Consider the following 17,010-nt stretch of genomic DNA (forward strand, 5'->3'; position numbering starts at 1 on the left):
GAGGGTGTACGATGGTTACGATTGCTGTGCTGGGCGCCGGACTTGGCGGTACGATTATGGCGTACGAGCTTCGAGACCAGGTTCCCCCAGAGGTTGAAATCCTGTTGATCAGCAAGGGGACGACATACTCCTTCGTCCCGTCCAATCCTTGGGTGGCAGTAGGATGGCGCGAGCGAGAAGACATAGAAGTGGACCTTGTTGCCGCCTGCACAAAACGCAATATCACCCTCCTTCCGCAAGGGGCGGAGCGGATTTATCCATCGGAGAACCGCATTGGCCTGACTGATGGATCATCAGTCGATTACGACTTCCTTGTCATCGCCACAGGCCCTGAATTGGCTTTTGACGAAATTCCCGGCTTTGGTCCGCAGCACCATACGCACTCGGTCTGCCAAATCGACCACGCGATGATGACGCGTGATGTCTTTCGTGAACTGGTCGCGAATCCAGGACCGGTCGTCATCGGTGCCGTGCAGGGAGCATCCTGTTTCGGACCCGCCTACGAATTCGCGTTTATTCTCGATAAGGCCTTGCGCGACGCGAAAGTGCGTGACCGCGTTCCGATGACATTCGTCACCTCGGAGCCGTATATCGGCCATCTCGGACTTGACGGCGTTGGAGATACAAAGGGCCTGCTGGAGAGCGAGCTCCGAAACCATCACATCAAGTGGATTACGAATGCGCGCGTGACGCATTTCGACGCGGCTGGGCTAGATGTCGAGGAAATCAACGAAGACGGCAGCGTCAAGACAACACACGCCATAGCCTCCAAGTTTACGATGATGTTGCCAGCGTTTCGCGGCGTGCAGGCAGTCAGGGATATCGAAGGCCTCACCAATCCGCGCGGCTTCATACTGGCAGACAAACATCAGCAAAATCCGGCTTTCTCGAATGTCTTCTCCGTTGGAGTCGGAGTGGCAATTCCCCCGATGGGCAAAACACCTGTTCCAGTCGGCGTGCCGAAAACAGGCTTCATGATTGAGTCTATGGTCACTGCAACGGCGCACAATATCGCCCGGTTGCTCAAAGGAGAGGCGCCGAATGCCCAGGGCACGTGGAACGCAGTGTGCCTTGCGGATTTTGGCGATGGCGGGATTGCCTTCGTCGCGCAGCCACAAATTCCACCGCGCAACGTGAACTGGTCTGCGTCGGGGCGATGGGTGCACGCCGCTAAGATCGGCTTCGAGAAATATTTTCTCTACAAGGTCAGGCTCGGAAAATCTGAACCGTTTTATGAGAAGCTGGCGCTGCAGGCTCTTGGCATCGACAAACTGAAATCGATTGCCATCGAACCGAGCTGATCCCATTCAACGCTCAGATATCTCGCAAGCGCAGACGCATCTCCTGCATCAGCTGAAACCGCTGGTAGTCCCGATCATATTGCTCGCCTTTTACTGCAAGCTTGGGAGCGCGCGAGACGGCGTTGGGCGCCATTGCTGCGCCAGCTTCCGAAAGATCGGGATATAACCCCGCGGCAGTTGCGGCATTCATTGCGGTGCCGATCAGAACGGCGTCGTCCGTCTGCGGTATCACGACTTCGCAGCCGGAAACATCGCCGTAAAGCTCATTCAGCAAGGCGTTCTTGACATGGCCGCCGGTCAGATAAAGGCGCGCCGGCACGGCCGTCCCCGCCTGCATGGTCTCGATCACCTGCCGAAGTCCAAGCGCAATGGAGAGACAGGCCCGCCAATAGAGCCGGCACAACCCATCGAAACTTTGATCAAGGCGCATGCCGGTCACGATGCCGGTCAGCGTCGGATCGGCAAAGGGCGATCGGTTTCCATGGAAGTCGGGAAGGATGTTGATGTCTTCCGCAAGCCGGTGTCCCTCCACGGTGCGCAGCTCCTGGACGCGGTCTATAATTGCGCGGTGGCGCGCGACAGTCGCCTCACCGCCTGCAGAATGCATCGCAACAAGATGGTTGAGCAGGGCACCGGTGGCTGACTGCCCAGCTTCCGACAACCAGCAATTCGGGAAAACGGTCTCGAAATACGGCCCCCACACGCTGTTTTGAAAGAGCGGTTCGCGCGAGAAGGCGACGACGCAACTCGACGTGCCGCCAATGAGAGCATATTGGCCCGTCAAGGCATCTGCGCCTTTGCCTGCCTGACCACCGAGAACGCCAAGCGTGCCTGCATAGGCATCGACCATGCCAGCGGCGACGGCAATGCCGGGCATGAGCCCAAGGTCCTTTGCCGCTTCTGTGCTGATCGTACCGACCGGCTTCCCAACCGGTGTGGCACTCGCTGACAGGCCGCATTTCTCCAACAGATCCGACAGGCCGATCTCGGCCAGAAAGTCTGTCGGCCAAGGATCGGGCTCGCCATGCAGATAGCCCCATTTGGATGTCAGGGTGCAGATCGACCGCTCATTCGATCCGCTTGCTCTCCAGGTCAGAAAGTCTGCCAAATCGAACGCAAACCCAAGTCTTGACCAAAGGTCGGGGCGATGCGTCTTCAGCCACAGAAGCTTTGGGATTTGCATTTCGGGTGACAGGCTGTTGCCAGCGTGCCGGATGACCCGATGTCCCGTCTCGGTACAAATCCGCGCTTCCTCGATCGCACGGTGATCCATCCAGAGGATGGTATCAAAGGAGTGACGATCGGTATGCGTCAAGGGAATGGAGGCGCCGCTGGTGTCTCGCAACACGAGAGAGCATGTCGCATCGAAAGAAATGCCCGCAACATCGGCCGGCGCTACGCCGCTTGCCTGAACGGCTGCACGTACCGCCATGCAGACGGCAGCCCAAATCTGTTCGGAAGACTGCTCTGCGACTTCTTCGCCAACGACGTGCGTGACCAGCGGATGTTCGCTGCGGGCCAAAAGGCGGCCTGAGCGGTCCACCACGCCAGCGCGCGCACTGCCTGTTCCGACATCCACTGCAATTACGTGGTCGCGCATACTGGCTCGTTTCCGTTCCGTATTTTCGGCATGTCCTGTTTCGTAAACTGAAGCAAGCAGAAGGCAAGGTCAAACCGCAACGAGACGATTGAAGCGCGACGGGCGACCGTCGCCGCGCCCACCATCCTTGATCGTGTCTGCAGGATCATGCGGTATCCTGATTGAGGATATAATCCGCAACCTCGTTCATTCGGGTGGCTGAACAATCAGGATTGAGCGCCCGCATTTCGGCTCGGTAAGCTTCGCTCGATGCATGCGAGCCGCCGGTAAACGCGCAGACCCGCATACCTGCGGCCTGAGCGGCTTGAATGCCGGCGCGGCTGTCTTCCACAACGATGCATTGATGGGGCTCGAAGCCCATCTTTTGGGCCGCATGGAGAAACAGGTCGGGTGCGGGTTTGCCGTTTTCGACCATAGTCGCGCTGAATATATGCGGAGTGAAAGAGGGCAGAAGACCGGTCAGGCTCAAGGAAAGTTCGACCCTTTCGACCTGACTGGAGGAGGCGACACACCACCGCATTTGCGCCTCGCGCAAGTCGTCGATGAGGTCCGGGACACCGGGGATTCCCGTAAGGTGCGCACGAAACCGGGTGTAAAGGCTGTCGCGCATCCGCGATAGAAAATCCGCGTCGATATCCACACCGAATTCTGCCTGTATGCTCCCGGCAAGGTGGGCAAGACTGCGGCCGAGAAAGCGCTCGGAAGCGCTTTCTGCATCGATCACAACACCCTTCGCAGCCAATGCGTCGACAAGCACCTCAAGAGCAATCGGTTCGCTGTCGACGAGGACTCCGTCGCAGTCGAAAATCACGAGTGTCTTTCGTGTCAGGTCCATTGCTCCGTCCAGTTTACGCTGCGAGCGTGCCGTTCAAATAGCGGCGCAACGTTTCTGCAGTTCCTTCTTGTCGTAAGCTGCTCAGTGCCTCTTCAAAGCGCTTGACGAACTGCGGATGCGTGCCGACAGCGCCGAAGATGTCGTCGAGTGCCAGGAAGGCCGTTGGGTTGTCGCGCGAGGCAAGAGCCGCGGCGTGCAGACGCTCGGCGCTGCCGTCATTGAACACGATCGCCTTGCCGCTATCGCTTTGACCTTCAAAATAACGGCACCACAGCGCGGAAACGAGCGCAAGGCCCTGAACATCCATGCCCTTGGCAAGGCGGTCGGCCGTCGACGGTAGAATGAATTTCGGCTGGCGGTTGGAACCGTCCTGTGCCAGGCGCGGAATGGTATCGCCGATTTTCGGGTTGGAAAAGCGCCGCTCGATCAGGTCGAAATAGTCGCTGAGGCTGGTGTCCGGTACCGGGGGCACCACCGGAATGATTTCCTCATTCTCAAGCTTGGCCAGGAAGGCGCGGATCAGCTCGTTTTCCATCGCTTCATGGACAAAGTGAATATCCATCAGTGCTGCCGGATAGGCAATTGCCGCATGACCACCATTGAGGATGCGCAGCTTCATCAACTCATAAGGGGCGACATCCGGAACAAAGGTAACGCCGACCTTCTCAAGCGCAGGGCGACCGAGCGGGAACTTGTCTTCCAGCACCCACTGTTTGAACTCTTCGCAGAAAACCGGCCAACCGTCCGCGATGCCGTAAGTGTCGCGCGTGATGTCGATTTCGCGGGCGCCGGTGGCGGGCGTGATGCGATCGACCATCGCGTTGGGGAAGGCGACGTTTTCGTGAATCCAGTGGGCGAAGTCCGGATCGGAGAGTTTTGCCAGACCGCAGACGGTGGCCTCGGTGACTTCACCATTTCCAGGAATATTGTCGCAGCACATGACCGTGAAGGGTGCGATGCCGCGCTCACGGCGCAGCTTCAAGCCGGCGATGATGAGACCGAAGACGGTCTTCGGATGAGCCGGATCTTCGGCGTCGGCGACGATTGCTGGATGTTTGGGGTCGAACTTTCCGGTGGCCGGATCTAGGAAGTAGCCGCCCTCCGTGATCGTCATCGATACGATCCGAATTTTCGGATCTGCGAGTGCCTCGATGATGCGATCGAAATCGGGAGCGGTGAGAATATCGATCATCGGACCGGTGATCGTCGCGGCAGAACGGCTTGTGTCCTGTTCAACGACCGTGGTCAGAAAATCCTGCGCCTTCAACGTGTCGCGCATCTTCTGATCGGAGGGCATGACACCGGCGCCGATGATACCCCAGTCATGATCGAGGCCCTGATTGAACAACTCGTGCAGGTAAACAGCCATATGGGCGCGGTGAAAGTTTCCCACGCCGAAATGCAGGATACCGGCGCTGATCTGATCGCGGTTATAGCTCGGTAGCGCGGCCGAGGTGATCGAAGAAAGAGTGGCGAGCGAGAGTTTGGTCGTCATGGTCGCATTCCTTGGCTCTGGGCGCAGATTATGCCCGTCAGCTCATCCAGTTTCCGCCGTCGACATTGTAAGTCTGGGCAACGATATAGTCGGCTTCTGTGCTGGCGAGGAAGATCGCCATGCCGGTCAGGTCTTCCGCCCGGCCCATGCGGCCGAAGGGAACGGCTGCGCCGACAAGCTTCTTCTTCTCGCCGAGCGGTCGGTTTTCATGTCTTGCAAACAGCGCGTCGACGCCGTCCCAGTGCTCGCCATCGACGACACCAGGTGCGATGGCATTGACGTTGATGCCATGCTTGATCAGGTCTAGGCCGGCAGATTGGGTCAGCGAGATGATGGCAGCCTTGGTGGCGCAATAGACCGCCACCAAGGCTTCGCCCCGCCGCCCCGCCTGGCTCGCCATATTGACGATCTTGCCGCCTTTGCCGCGGGCGATCATGGATTTCGCCGCCGCCTGCAGCATGAAGAGCGAGCCGGCGACATTGATCGAGAAAAGCTTGTCATAGCTTTCGCGCGTGATCTCGACGATCGGCGCGAGGTCGAACAGGGCTGCATTGTTGATCAGGATGTCGATGCCGCCAGCACGCGCTTCCACCGACGCAATGGCTGCATCGACCGAGGCCTGGTCGGTGACGTCGAGCTTGATGGCATAGGCCTGTGGGCCGATTTCGGCAGCCGTTTTCTCTGCGCTGGCAAGATCGATATCGGCAATGGCGACCGTTGCGCCTTCGCGGACATAGGCCTCCGCGAAAGCGCGGCCGATTCCGCGGGCGGAACCCGTGATCAGCGCCGATTTGCCTGATAGCCTGCCGCTCATCGCGCCAATCCCTTTTCGTCAAAACGGTGAAGGCGGGTTTCATCCGGTGTCGCATAGACGGTGTCGCCGTGGCGCACCGGCATTTCGCCGCTGCAACGCGCCGTGATCGTGCCGAAATCTTCGGTCGCGATATGCAGGAAGGTGTCAGAGCCCAGATGTTCGGCCACGGTCACCTTGCCCTTCCAGGCGCCTTCGGTGGTCGAGAGTGTCATGTGCTCGGGCCGGATGCCGATCGTGTGAGCACCCTTTTCGGCGGCCTTGGCGCCGGTGATGAAGTTCATCTTCGGCGAGCCGATGAAGCCGGCGACGAAGAGGTTGCGCGGGCTGCGATAGAGTTCGAGCGGCGAGCCGACCTGTTCGATGCGGCCCTTGTTCAGGACGACGATCTTGTCGGCCATGGTCATGGCTTCCACCTGGTCATGGGTGACGTAGATCGACGTCGCCTTCAGCTTCTGGTGAAGCTCCGAGATTTCGAGGCGCATGTTGACGCGCAATGCGGCATCCAGGTTCGACAGCGGTTCATCGAACAGGAAGCATTCCGGTGAACGCACGATGGCCCGGCCGATGGCGACGCGCTGGCGCTGGCCGCCCGACAGGTTGCGCGGCTTGCGCTCCAGATAGTCCGTGAGGTTCAGGATCTTTGCGGCTTCCTCGACCTTGCGGTCGATCTCGGCCTTGTCGACCTTCGCCATCTTCAGCGGAAAGCCGATATTGGATCGCACGCTCATATGCGGGTAGAGCGCATAGGACTGGAAGACCATGGCAAGGCCACGCTGCGACGGCGCCTTGTCGGTTGCGTCCTTGCCATCGATCAGGATCTTGCCGCCGGATACGTCTTCCAGACCTGCGATCAGGCGCAGCAGCGTGGACTTGCCGCAGCCGGACGGGCCAACGAAGACGGCAAATTCGCCATTGTTGATTTCGAGGTCGATGGAGGGAATGACCGAGACTTCGCCGAAGGTCTTCGACACGTTCTGAAGTGTGATGCTACCCATCTTCTTGTTCCTTACTTCACAGCGCCAAAGGTGAGGCCGCGGACGAGTTGTTTCTGGCTGAACCAGCCGAGGATGACGATCGGGGCGATGGCAAGCGTCGAGGCTGCCGAAAGCTTGGCCCAGAAGAGACCCTGCGGGCTGGAGAAGGAGGCGATGAAGGCGGTGAGCGGGGCCGCATTCGTGGTGGTGAGGCGGATGGTCCAGAAGGCTTCGTTCCACGCCAGGATGACGTTGAGCAGCATGGTGGAAGCAATGCCAGGCACCGCCATCGGTGTCAGGACATAGACGATCTCGTTGAGGAGCGACGCGCCATCCATGCGCGCGGCTTCGAGGATCTCACCCGGGATTTCCCGGAAATAGGTATAGAGCATCCAGACCACGATCGGCAGGTTGATCATCATCAGCATGATGGTCAGGCCGATCCGCGTGTCGAGCAGGCCAAAGTCGCGGAACATCAGGTAGATCGGCACGAGCACGGCGACCGCCGGCATCATCTTGGTGGAGAGCATCCACATCAGGATGTCCTTGGTCTTCTTCGTTGGGGAAAAGGCCATGGCCCAGGCTGCCGGAATGGCGATCAGCAGGGCAAGGATGGTCGATCCGACAGAGATCACGACCGAATTCATGAAGGGCTTGAAGTAGTCGCGCTGCGTCTGCACCGTGACATAGTTTTCCAGCGTGAAGGACGGGAGAAGGTCGAAACCCTGGATGGCCTCCGTCTCTGTCTTCAGCGAGGTGATGATCGTGTAGAGGATCGGGAAGAAGATCACCATCGCGACCAGCCAGGCCAAGGCGGTGAAGGCGATTTTCTTGCGGGTGGAAGCAGCTCTTGCCATGGTCGGTCTCCTCAGCGGTCCAGGTTCTTGCCGACCGCGCGCATCAGGAAAAAGGCGACGATGTTGGCGAGGATGATGGCGATGATGCCGCCGGCGGATGCACCGCCAACGTCGTAGCCGAGAAGGGCTGTGCGATAGATCAGGAACACCAGATTGGTGGAGGCATAGCCGGGGCCGCCATTGGTTGTGACCAGGATTTCCGCGTAGACGCCGAGCAGGAAGATCGTTTGGATCAGAACGACGACGGTGATCGCGCGGGCGAGATGCGGCAGTGTCAGGTAGATGAACTGGTTGATGAAGCCGGCACCGTCCATTTCCGCCGCTTCCTTCTGCTCGCCGTCAAGCGACTGAAGGGCTGTGAGCAGAATGAGGGTGGCAAAGGGCAGCCACTGCCAGGCGACAATCACGATGATCGAAAACAGAGGATAATGGGCAAACCAGTCGACGGGCTGGAAGCCGAAAAATCGGCTGATATCGGCGAGAACCCCGTAGCCCGGATGCATAATCATGTTCTTCCACACCAGCGCTGCGACCGGCGGCATGACGAAGAAGGGCGAGATGATCATGATGCGGACGATGCCCTGACCGAAGATCGGCTGGTCGAGCAGGAGCGCGATGGCAATGCCGCCGCCGACCGTGATCGCAAGAACGCCGCCGACGATCAGCATCGTGTTCCAGATCGACTGGAAGAAGGCCGGATCCGTGTAGAAATACTTGTAGTTGAACAGGCCGGCAAAGCTAACATTGGCCGGATTGAGCAGATTGTAGTTCTGGAACGAGAACCAGAGCGTCATCGCCAGCGGCACAATCATCCACACAAGGAGAAGGCCGACGGAAGGCGCCATCATCAGACGGGCAAGCGTCCGGGTGTTTTGGGTAGCCATGGGTTTAGATCTCTTGCTAGAGGCCGGCGTCTCCGTTATCGGGCGCTGCGGCTCGTCATTCCAGGCGGACACAGTCTGCGGCCTTGAGACGGAGCGGAACCGCCGGTCCGCCTGGTCGATCCGCTATAGGGGCCGCCCGGACACGGGATCCGGACGGCGTCTTCGGGAGGAGCTTACTTGATGTAACCGCCGCGGGTCATTTCGCGGACCGAAACGTCCTGGGCCTGCTTCAGAGCATCGTCAACCGACATCTGGCCGGCAAGGGCAGCCGAGAACAGCTGGCCAACCGTGGTGCCCAGACCCTGGAATTCCGGGATGGCGACGAACTGGACGCCGACATACGGAACCGGCTTGACGGTCGGTGCCTTCGGGTCCGCCGCGTTGATCGAGTCCAGCGTCATCTTGGCAAAAGGAGCAGCCTTCTGGTACTCGGCGTTCTCATAGAGAGACGTACGGGTGCCCGGAGGAACGTTTGCCCAGCCTTCCTTGGAGGCGACGAGCTCGGCATAGGCCTTGCTGGTTGCCCAGGAGATGAACTTCTCGGCAGACGCCGTCTTCTGCGAGCCAGCCGGGATGGCAAGGTTCCAGGCCCAGAGCCAATTGCCACGCTTGCCGAGACCGGTGTCCGGAGCGAGCGCGAAGCCGACCTTGTCAGCAACGGTGGAGTCCTTCGGGTTCGTCACGAAGGAAGCCGCAACCGTGGCATCGATCCACATGCCGCACTTGCCCTGCTGGAACAGCGCGAGGTTTTCGTTGAAGCCGTTCGAGGACGCACCCTGCGGGCCGGCATCGTTCATCAGCTTGACGTAGAAGTCGAGCGTGTTCTTCCATTCCGGTTGATCGAACTGCGGCTGCCACTTTTCGTCGAACCAGCGGGCGCCGAAGGCGTTGGACGTAGCCGTCAGGAAGGCAATGTTCTCGCCCCAGCCGGCCTTGCCGCGCAGGCAGATGCCGTTGATGTCGTTGGCGCGGTCGGTCATCTTGCGGGCTGCATCAGCCACGAATTCCCAGGTCGGGGCGTCGGGCATGGTGAGGCCGGCCTTCTCCATCAGGTCCTTGCGGTACATGATGAACGAGGATTCGCCGTAGAACGGAGCCGCATAGAGCTTGCCGTCTTCGCCCGTCAGACCGGAACGGATGGCCGGCAGAAGGTCATCGACGTCGTAGTCGGCGCCGAGGTTGTCGAGGGCAACGAGCCAGCCCTGCTTGGCCCAGATCGGAACTTCATAAGTGCCGATGGTCATGATGTCATACTGGCCGCCCTTGGTGGCGATGTCAGTCGTGACGCGCTCGCGCAGGACGTTTTCTTCCAGCGTGACCCACTCGACCTGAATGTCCGGATTCGCGGTCGTGAATTCGGACGTCAGACCCTGCATGCGGATCATGTCGCCGTTGTTGACGGTTGCGATGGTGAGCGTTTCGGCATGTGCGATGCCGGCGAGAACGATTGCCGAGCACGCGCCCAGCAGCACAGACTTCAATTTCATGTCTTCCTCCCAGAAGGATAATGAGCATTCGCTTAGCTCGTGGGCAATTACTCATCAAAGAGGTGGCCGCTGTCAATGGGGGGAAGGCACGGATTCGCTGTTTCCAGACACGAACTGCCTGAATTCTATGCAAAAAATTTGTTAAGGGACTAGGATTGAAGCAGATAACGCGCGGTCATTTCGTCGGTGATCAGGCCATTCAAATGGCCACCACGCAAGGCTGCACGGATTGCGGTATGCTTTCTTGTACCCTGCCCGAGACCCAGAACAGTTGCGCGATCTCGCGGCGGAAGTGGCAGGCTGGCGACCCGTTCGTTGACGGGATGATCGATGAGATTGCCATCACCATCGAAGATCCAGCCGCAGATTTCGCCGACAGCGCCGATATCGAGCAACTGGCGCATCTCGGCTTCATCGAGGAATCCATCGACCAGCAGCGGCGCCTGCATGGTGATTTCGCCAACGCCGACAAAGGCGACGTCCGTTCGATGGCCAAGGGCGATGGTTGGGGCCACCAGAGGCTGTCTGTGCAAAAGGTCGCGTTCTTCTCTCGACGAAACGATAACCGGGAGAGGCATCGGGAAATGTGGAGCCTTGATGGCGTCCGCCATGGAAAAGATGACGTTGAAATAGGCAGCAGAACCATCCGGACTGATATTGCCGGTCAGCGAAACAACCTTGTGCTGCGGACATTCCATCGGGGAGAGCTGATCGATAAGTGCACGCAGCGTCCGCCCGGTGCCCATGGCGACGATCAGGGGATCGTTGCGCTTGAGCCAGCGTTCAAGCTCGGCAGCTCCCGCCTCAGCAACGCCTGTGGTCGTCGAGGTTGAGGATGGATCGCTCGGCACGACTTCCACGGATTTCAGATTGTAGCGTGCCTTGACGGCTTCGGCGAGCTCCAGGCATTCTGCAATCGGGTGATCGAGCCGCACCTTGACCAGTTTTTCGGCAACAGCGAGCGAGACCAGGCGTTGCGCCGTCTGGCGCGAGACGCCGAGAATATGCGCGATTTCATCCTGGGTGCGACCGGCGACATAGTAGAGCCAGCCGGCCCTTGCCGCATCATCCAGCCGTGTCTGTGCCTCGTTGCGCTTAGCCATGCATTCCTCCAACCTCAATTCATGGCTGGAACGTTTTCAACGCGATGTCAATTGAGAGCTGCGTTTCCGATCTCTGCGGCGAGGTTGGGTGGCTGAAAAAGCGATATCTGGCTCGGTGTATGGGTCAGGAGGCATTGCAGTGTGAGAGACTGAGGATAGTCTTGTCGCGGTGAGTGAGGAGGCAGATATGGAAATTCCCTTCCCGGCGTCGTGGGATGAAACCAAGATAAGACTGGTCTTGAGGGCTGTATTCGATGCCGCCATTCGAAGCGCCGACCCTGCCGCTGTCTTGCCCTCCCATTTGCCGGAGAAGCCGACAGGTCGCTGTGTGGTCGTTGGCGCCGGCAAAGCTTCCGCAGCAATGGCTGCCGCGCTCGACGAGGCATGGTCGGACGTCGATCTGTCAGGTGTTGTGGTCACGCGATATGGTCATGCCGTTCCCGCCGGCCGCATCGAGATTATTGAGGCCGCCCATCCGGTTCCCGATGAAAACAGCCTTTCCGCTGCCAACCGGATTCTTGAGTGCGTGCAAGGGCTCACGGCGAATGATCTGGTGATTGCGCTTCTGTCCGGCGGCGGCTCAGCGCTGATGGTTGCGCCAGCCGGGCGCATGACGCTTGAGGACAAAAAACTGGTCAACAAGGCCCTGCTTGCAAGCGGTGCAACCATTGCGGAAATGAATACGGTGCGAAAGCATTTGTCCCGCATCAAAGGTGGGCGCCTTGCGCAAGCGGCATCGCCTGCGCGCGTCGTATCGCTCTTGATCTCGGATGTTCCCGGCGACGACCCTTCAGAGATTGCCTCTGGACCGACGGTACCTGATTCAACGAGCCTTGCTGAAGTGCAAGAGATCATAGCACGCTATCAAATCGAGCTCCCAGAGGCCGCGCGCGCCGTTCTGGAGAGCGGTGAGGAAACGCCAAATTTAGGCGAAAGCCCTGATGACGTCCGTCTCATCGCGTCGCCGAAGCTCGCGCTTGAAGCCGCAGCTGAAGAGGCGGCGGCGTGGGGACTGCCTTCTCTGATCCTGGGCGATGCCTTGGAGGGAGAGGCGCGCGACGTCGGCACGGTCATGGCTGGGATTGCTCGATCCATTCGTCTCCACGCATACCCCATCGCCCCGCCCGCCGTCCTTCTGTCCGGCGGTGAAACCACGGTGACCATTGGCAAGGGGAACGCTGGAAAGGGGGGCAGGAACACCGAATTTCTCCTGTCGCTGGCCCTTGGCCTCAGAGGCTGTGACGGTGTTTATGCACTGGCGGGAGACACTGACGGTATCGACGGTGTCGAGGACGCCGCAGGCGCGATCGTCACCCCCGATACCTTGGCAAGACTGCGCGAAGCGCAGATCGATCCCCGCGGCTGCCTTATGGGACATGACAGTTTTTCGGCCTTTTCAGCGATTGGCGACCTGGTCGTGACGGGACCGACGCTGACCAATGTCAACGATATCCGCGCGATCCTAATCCTCTGAGAGTTCCGTAGCGTGCCGGCGCCAATTATGCAGGTGCGCTTTTTTCCGCGCAAAGGCTTGATCTTTCGGACAACTGCCAGAGATAGGCATGGATGACCGAAGCTTTGACGATCGACGCCGACTACCTGACCAGGCACCTAAATGCCCTACTTTCCATCGCAAGCCCAACCGGATTTACCGATGAGGCGGTGCGTTATACTGCACGGGAACTGGAGCGCTTGGGACTTGAGGTGAAGCTCACTCGCCGCGGCGCAATTCGCGCCCTGCGCAAGGGACGAAGCCGGCGTCCGGCACGCGCGATCGTTTCCCATCTCGATACGCTCGGTGCGCAGGTCAAGGCACTGAAGACAAATGGTCGACTGGAGCTGGTGTCGATCGGCCACTGGTCTGCCCGGTTTGCCGAGGGCGCGCGTGTCTCGATCTTTTCGGACAAAGGCACCTATCGCGGCACAATTCTGCCTCTGAAGGCATCAGGCCATGTGTTCAACGATGAGGTCGATACGCAGCCAAGCGGTTGGCCGCATGTAGAACTGCGTGTGGACGCCCTCAGCCGCGATCGGAACGATCTTGTCCAATTGGGAATTGAAGTCGGCGACATCGTCGCCATCGACCCCCAGCCGGAATTTTTGGACAACGGCTTCATCGTTTCCCGCCATCTCGATGACAAGGCAGGCGTTGCCATCATGCTGGCAGCACTCGAGGCGATGCAACGCCAATCCATTGAGACGCCGGTTGATACCTATTGGCTCTTTACGATCGGGGAGGAGGTGGGTGTCGGTGCCTCCGCCGTGCTGACACCCGAGATTGCCTCCCTTGTTGCGGTCGACAATGGAACCTCTGCACCGGGTCAGAATTCGAGCGAGTTCGGCGTCACCCTCGCCATGGCAGATCAAACCGGCCCCTTCGACTACCATCTGTCGAAAAAGCTCGCCTATCTCTGCCGCAGCCATGGCATTCCCCTGCAGAAGGACGTCTTTCTTTACTACCGCTCGGACGCCGCATCCGCCGTTGAGGCCGGACACGATGTGCGCACCGCCCTGGTGACGTTCGGGGTCGATGGGTCACATGGTTATGAACGAATTCATCTGCACGCTCTCGTCTCCAATGCGCGCCTATGTGCACTTTATGGCGCAAGCGACGTTGAGATCGAGCGAGATGCGGACGAAATTTCCGATCTCTCCGGATTCACGCATCAGGAGGTTCCGGCGGCAGCACCGAGCCAGGAAATCGAGACTGAATGAGCCGTCTCTGTGGGATCAGTTGCAGATGTGACAACTTCGCCACGCACGCTGATGAGAACCTAAATTGTTGGAAGTACGCGTTTAATCAGCCGATTTCTTCCCAAAGCACAGGTCAGCCGTTAAGGTTTCGTTAACGCAAAATCGCTTGACCCGAATCGTTCGATGCCCCACGGTCCCGTTACGGGAATGGACCATAACTTGTCACATTGTCCGTTACTGAGATTGCTTTCTGTTAGTTCGCCAGCGCCACGTATTTTCATTGCTGAAAGAATCGCGGAAGCTGCGTGCAGTTCGCCCAAAAATACTCAGCGTCGTTGGCGTTGAACAAAGGGCCAAATTTTGGAGTGGATGATGGGTCAGCCATCGATCGGGGCCAATTCGGAGGAGAACGTGCATTTGCGCCCGGCAGACGAAACGATCGCGGAAGACGCGCAGGCGCTTTCAGCGCAGTTGCAGGCCATGCGCGAGCGGCTGTTTCCGCCCACAGCGCAGAAGTCCTTGCGTTCTTTTACCTCGGGTGAGGCGGCGCGTTTGATCGGCGTCTCCGATGGCTATTTGCGCCAGTTGTCGCTGGCCGGCGAGGGGCCGCAGCCCGATGTTGGCGCCGGTGGACGGCGCTATTATTCCCTGTCGGACATCGATGCGCTGCGCCACTTCCTGGCTGAACAGGCGCGCGCCAAGGGCAATGATGGGAAGGCCCGTTCCTACGTGAAATGGCGCGATCCGGCGCGCGGAGAACATCTGCAGGTCATCTCGGTCACCAACTTCAAGGGCGGCTCAGGCAAGACGACGTCTTCGGTGCATCTGGCGCAGTACCTCGCCATGACCGGTCATCGCGTGTTGGCCGTCGACCTCGATCCTCAGGCCTCACTGTCGGCCCTTTTCGGCTATCAGCCGGAACTCGACCTCGAGGGCAATGACACGATCTATGGCGCAATCCGCTATGACGGTGATGCAAGGCCGCTGAAGGATATCATTCGCAAGACCTATTTCCACGGTCTGGACCTCGTTCCCGGCAATCTCGAACTGCAAGAGTTCGAGCATGCGACACCGCGTGCCCTGGCCGAGCGCCGGTCGGGCGACACGCATTCGCTCTTCTTCACCAGAGTTCAGGCAGCGCTGGCGACCGTTGCGGATGACTACGACGTTGTCGTCATCGACTGCCCGCCGCAGCTTGGCTATCTGACGCTGTCGGCACTCTGTGCGTCCACATCCGTTGTGGTGACCGTTCACCCGCAAATGCTCGACGTCGCTTCCATGAGCCAGTTCCTGTTCATGACGTCAGACCTTTTGTCCGTTGTGCGGGAGGCTGGCGGCCAGCTGAATTTTGACTTTCTTCGTTATTTGGTCACGCGCTTCGAGCCGCATGACGGACCGCAGACCCAGATCGTCGGTTTCCTGCGCTCGCTGTTTGGCAATCGCGTCTTGACCGCGCCGATGTTGAAATCGACGGCGATTTCAGATGCCGGTCTGACCAAGCAGACATTGTACGAAGTCGGGCGCGAGAACTTTTCACGCGGCACCTATGACCGCGCGATGGAATCTCTTGATTCCGTCAATGGAGAAATCGAGGCACTGATCCACGCAGCCTGGAGGCGGACATGATAAGCGGACGCGACAGGAAGAATTCCATCAAGGCGCTCTTCGGCGATGCGACGCCATTGGCACCAGAGACGAAATCGGGCGCGGGCCTGAATTCGGCAGAAGAGGCATCGAAGGCAGCGGCAGAGTCGCGCGGCACGGAGGGTCAGTCTGGACCTGCACGCGCGGCCTCCGGTGCGGTCAAGGCCATGGGCCTCTCCCTTTCGACGATTGCCCGGGAAGCCGAAGAAGCGCGTCAGTTGCGCCAGGCACTGGAGGAGGGCGAGCGTGTGCTTTCCCTGCCGACGAGCCGCATTGAGGTTTCCTTTGTCCAGGACCGCCTGACGAGCGGCGAGGTGGACGATCCGCAGTTTGCCGAGCTGATCGAAAGCATGCGTGAAAGCGGTCAGCAGGTGCCGATCCTCGTTCGCCCGCATCCGGATCAGGAAGGGCGCTTCCAGGTTGCCTACGGTCACCGGCGACTGCGGGCGGCGCAAGCGCTGGGCCTTGAGGTCAAGGCGCTGGTTCGGCCCCTGACAGACGATGAACTGGTTGTTGCTCAGGGTAAGGAAAACGCCGAGCGGCGCAATCTGTCCTTCATCGAGCGCGCGCTGTTTGCCAAGACACTTGCCGCGCGCGGCTTCGATCGCAAACTGATCGGCGATGCCCTGGCCGTGCAGAAGTCCGAGCTGTCGCGATTGCTGCAGGTCGCAGACGGGTTGCCGGATCTCGTCGTGCGCGCCATTGGCCCTGCGCCTAAGGCGGGCCGGGATCGTTGGATGAAAATGGTTGAACTTCTCTCGGCAAAGTCGGCCGACGATGCTGCGCGGGAAGAAATCGCGCGGGAGACATTTCGCACAGCCGACAGCGACCGCCGCTTTGAGCTTCTCTTCACGCGCCTGATGACGCCTATTGCGGTAACGCGCACCGTGAATGAACCGATCAAGCTGGTGGCGGAAGATGGTCGCAGCTTCGCCGAATACCGGCGGCAGGGACGTGCGGTGAAGATCGATTTTGCCAAGGACGCAGACCCGGCATTTCTCGACCATCTGTCAGAGCTATTGAGCCGCGCTTATGCGGATCACGTGAAAACGAAACACTGAAACCTGGGAGGCCGCATTGCCGGCCTTTCTGATTCGAGCTTGGATCCGGTGAAATTGGGTCCTCTGCATCAACGCGAAACCACGGAAAGGAAACGCGGAGACAAGAAAAAAGGCCCCCAAAACGTCACGTTCCGGAAGCCCCTCTCCTATGTAGCAATCTGAGAGAATCACTTCCAACACGCAAAGTCAAGAGTCGGGCACAGATCATGTGACCCCGAAGGCGATCTCTTGTGCTCTAGAGACGTTTCGCAGGCCTCCTCT

General features: G+C 59.4%; 14 protein-coding genes. 5 read left to right on the top strand and 9 right to left on the bottom strand.

Features of this window, described 5'->3' with window-relative positions; all coding sequences use genetic code 11:
- The first annotated feature begins 11 nt into the window (after window positions 1-11).
- Window positions 12-1,301: an NAD(P)/FAD-dependent oxidoreductase gene (locus FAA97_RS17605; RefSeq protein ID WP_136599869.1), complete on the top strand. Its 1,290-nt coding sequence runs from the start codon at window positions 12-14 to the stop codon at window positions 1,299-1,301.
- A gap of 13 nt (window positions 1,302-1,314) precedes the next feature.
- Here FAA97_RS17605 and FAA97_RS17610 read toward each other — a convergent pair whose 3' ends face one another.
- From FAA97_RS17610 to FAA97_RS17650, 9 genes are all read right to left on the bottom strand, one after another.
- Window positions 1,315-2,901 (bottom strand): FGGY-family carbohydrate kinase, encoded by a 1,587-nt coding sequence (locus FAA97_RS17610; protein ID WP_136599870.1) that lies wholly within the window; start codon window positions 2,899-2,901, stop codon window positions 1,315-1,317.
- Between the two features lie 145 nt (window positions 2,902-3,046).
- Window positions 3,047-3,736, bottom strand: a complete 690-nt coding sequence (locus FAA97_RS17615) for an HAD family hydrolase (RefSeq protein ID WP_136599871.1) — start codon at window positions 3,734-3,736, stop codon at window positions 3,047-3,049.
- Window positions 3,737-3,749: 13 nt separating this feature from the next.
- On the bottom strand, window positions 3,750-5,231 hold the full coding sequence (locus tag FAA97_RS17620; RefSeq protein ID WP_136599872.1) for a mannitol dehydrogenase family protein: 1,482 nt from the start codon (window positions 5,229-5,231) through the stop codon (window positions 3,750-3,752).
- A gap of 37 nt (window positions 5,232-5,268) precedes the next feature.
- Complete coding sequence (locus tag FAA97_RS17625) at window positions 5,269-6,045, bottom strand: L-iditol 2-dehydrogenase (RefSeq protein WP_136599873.1); 777 nt, start codon at window positions 6,043-6,045, stop codon at window positions 5,269-5,271.
- Window positions 6,042-7,040 carry an ABC transporter ATP-binding protein gene (locus FAA97_RS17630; protein WP_136599874.1) on the bottom strand — a complete coding sequence of 333 codons (999 nt, stop codon included), beginning with the start codon at window positions 7,038-7,040 and terminating at the stop codon, window positions 6,042-6,044. Before FAA97_RS17630 ends, FAA97_RS17625 begins: the two co-directional genes overlap by 4 nt.
- A gap of 11 nt (window positions 7,041-7,051) precedes the next feature.
- Window positions 7,052-7,876, bottom strand: a complete 825-nt coding sequence (locus tag FAA97_RS17635; RefSeq protein WP_136599875.1) for a carbohydrate ABC transporter permease — start codon at window positions 7,874-7,876, stop codon at window positions 7,052-7,054.
- An 11-nt stretch (window positions 7,877-7,887) separates the two neighbouring features.
- Window positions 7,888-8,760, bottom strand: a complete 873-nt coding sequence (locus tag FAA97_RS17640; RefSeq protein WP_136599876.1) for a carbohydrate ABC transporter permease — start codon at window positions 8,758-8,760, stop codon at window positions 7,888-7,890.
- A gap of 173 nt (window positions 8,761-8,933) precedes the next feature.
- A complete protein-coding gene (locus FAA97_RS17645) occupies window positions 8,934-10,247 on the bottom strand; it encodes an ABC transporter substrate-binding protein (RefSeq protein WP_136599877.1) in 1,314 nt (437 codons plus the stop codon).
- Between the two features lie 149 nt (window positions 10,248-10,396).
- Window positions 10,397-11,350, bottom strand: a complete 954-nt coding sequence (locus FAA97_RS17650) for a sugar-binding transcriptional regulator (protein WP_136599878.1) — start codon at window positions 11,348-11,350, stop codon at window positions 10,397-10,399.
- Window positions 11,351-11,537: 187 nt separating this feature from the next.
- On the opposite strand from FAA97_RS17650, the gene FAA97_RS17655 reads away from it, so the two are divergent.
- From FAA97_RS17655 to repB, 4 genes are all read left to right on the top strand, one after another.
- Window positions 11,538-12,824: a glycerate kinase type-2 family protein gene (locus FAA97_RS17655; RefSeq protein ID WP_136599879.1), complete on the top strand. Its 1,287-nt coding sequence runs from the start codon at window positions 11,538-11,540 to the stop codon at window positions 12,822-12,824.
- A gap of 92 nt (window positions 12,825-12,916) precedes the next feature.
- The gene (locus FAA97_RS17660) at window positions 12,917-14,065 is read left to right on the top strand and encodes an osmoprotectant NAGGN system M42 family peptidase (protein ID WP_136599880.1); all 1,149 of its coding nucleotides are present in this window, start codon (window positions 12,917-12,919) and stop codon (window positions 14,063-14,065) included.
- A gap of 351 nt (window positions 14,066-14,416) precedes the next feature.
- Window positions 14,417-15,670: a plasmid partitioning protein RepA gene (gene repA / locus FAA97_RS17665; protein WP_168801037.1), complete on the top strand. Its 1,254-nt coding sequence runs from the start codon at window positions 14,417-14,419 to the stop codon at window positions 15,668-15,670.
- Window positions 15,670-16,749 carry a plasmid partitioning protein RepB gene (repB, locus tag FAA97_RS17670; protein WP_136599949.1) on the top strand — a complete coding sequence of 360 codons (1,080 nt, stop codon included), beginning with the start codon at window positions 15,670-15,672 and terminating at the stop codon, window positions 16,747-16,749. Before repA ends, repB begins: the two co-directional genes overlap by 1 nt.
- Window positions 16,750-17,010: the final 261 nt, after the last annotated feature.

Origin of the sequence: Peteryoungia ipomoeae (genome assembly GCF_004912165.1) — a bacterium.
In the GTDB taxonomy this organism is placed as follows: Bacteria; Pseudomonadota; Alphaproteobacteria; order Rhizobiales; family Rhizobiaceae; genus Allorhizobium; species Allorhizobium ipomoeae.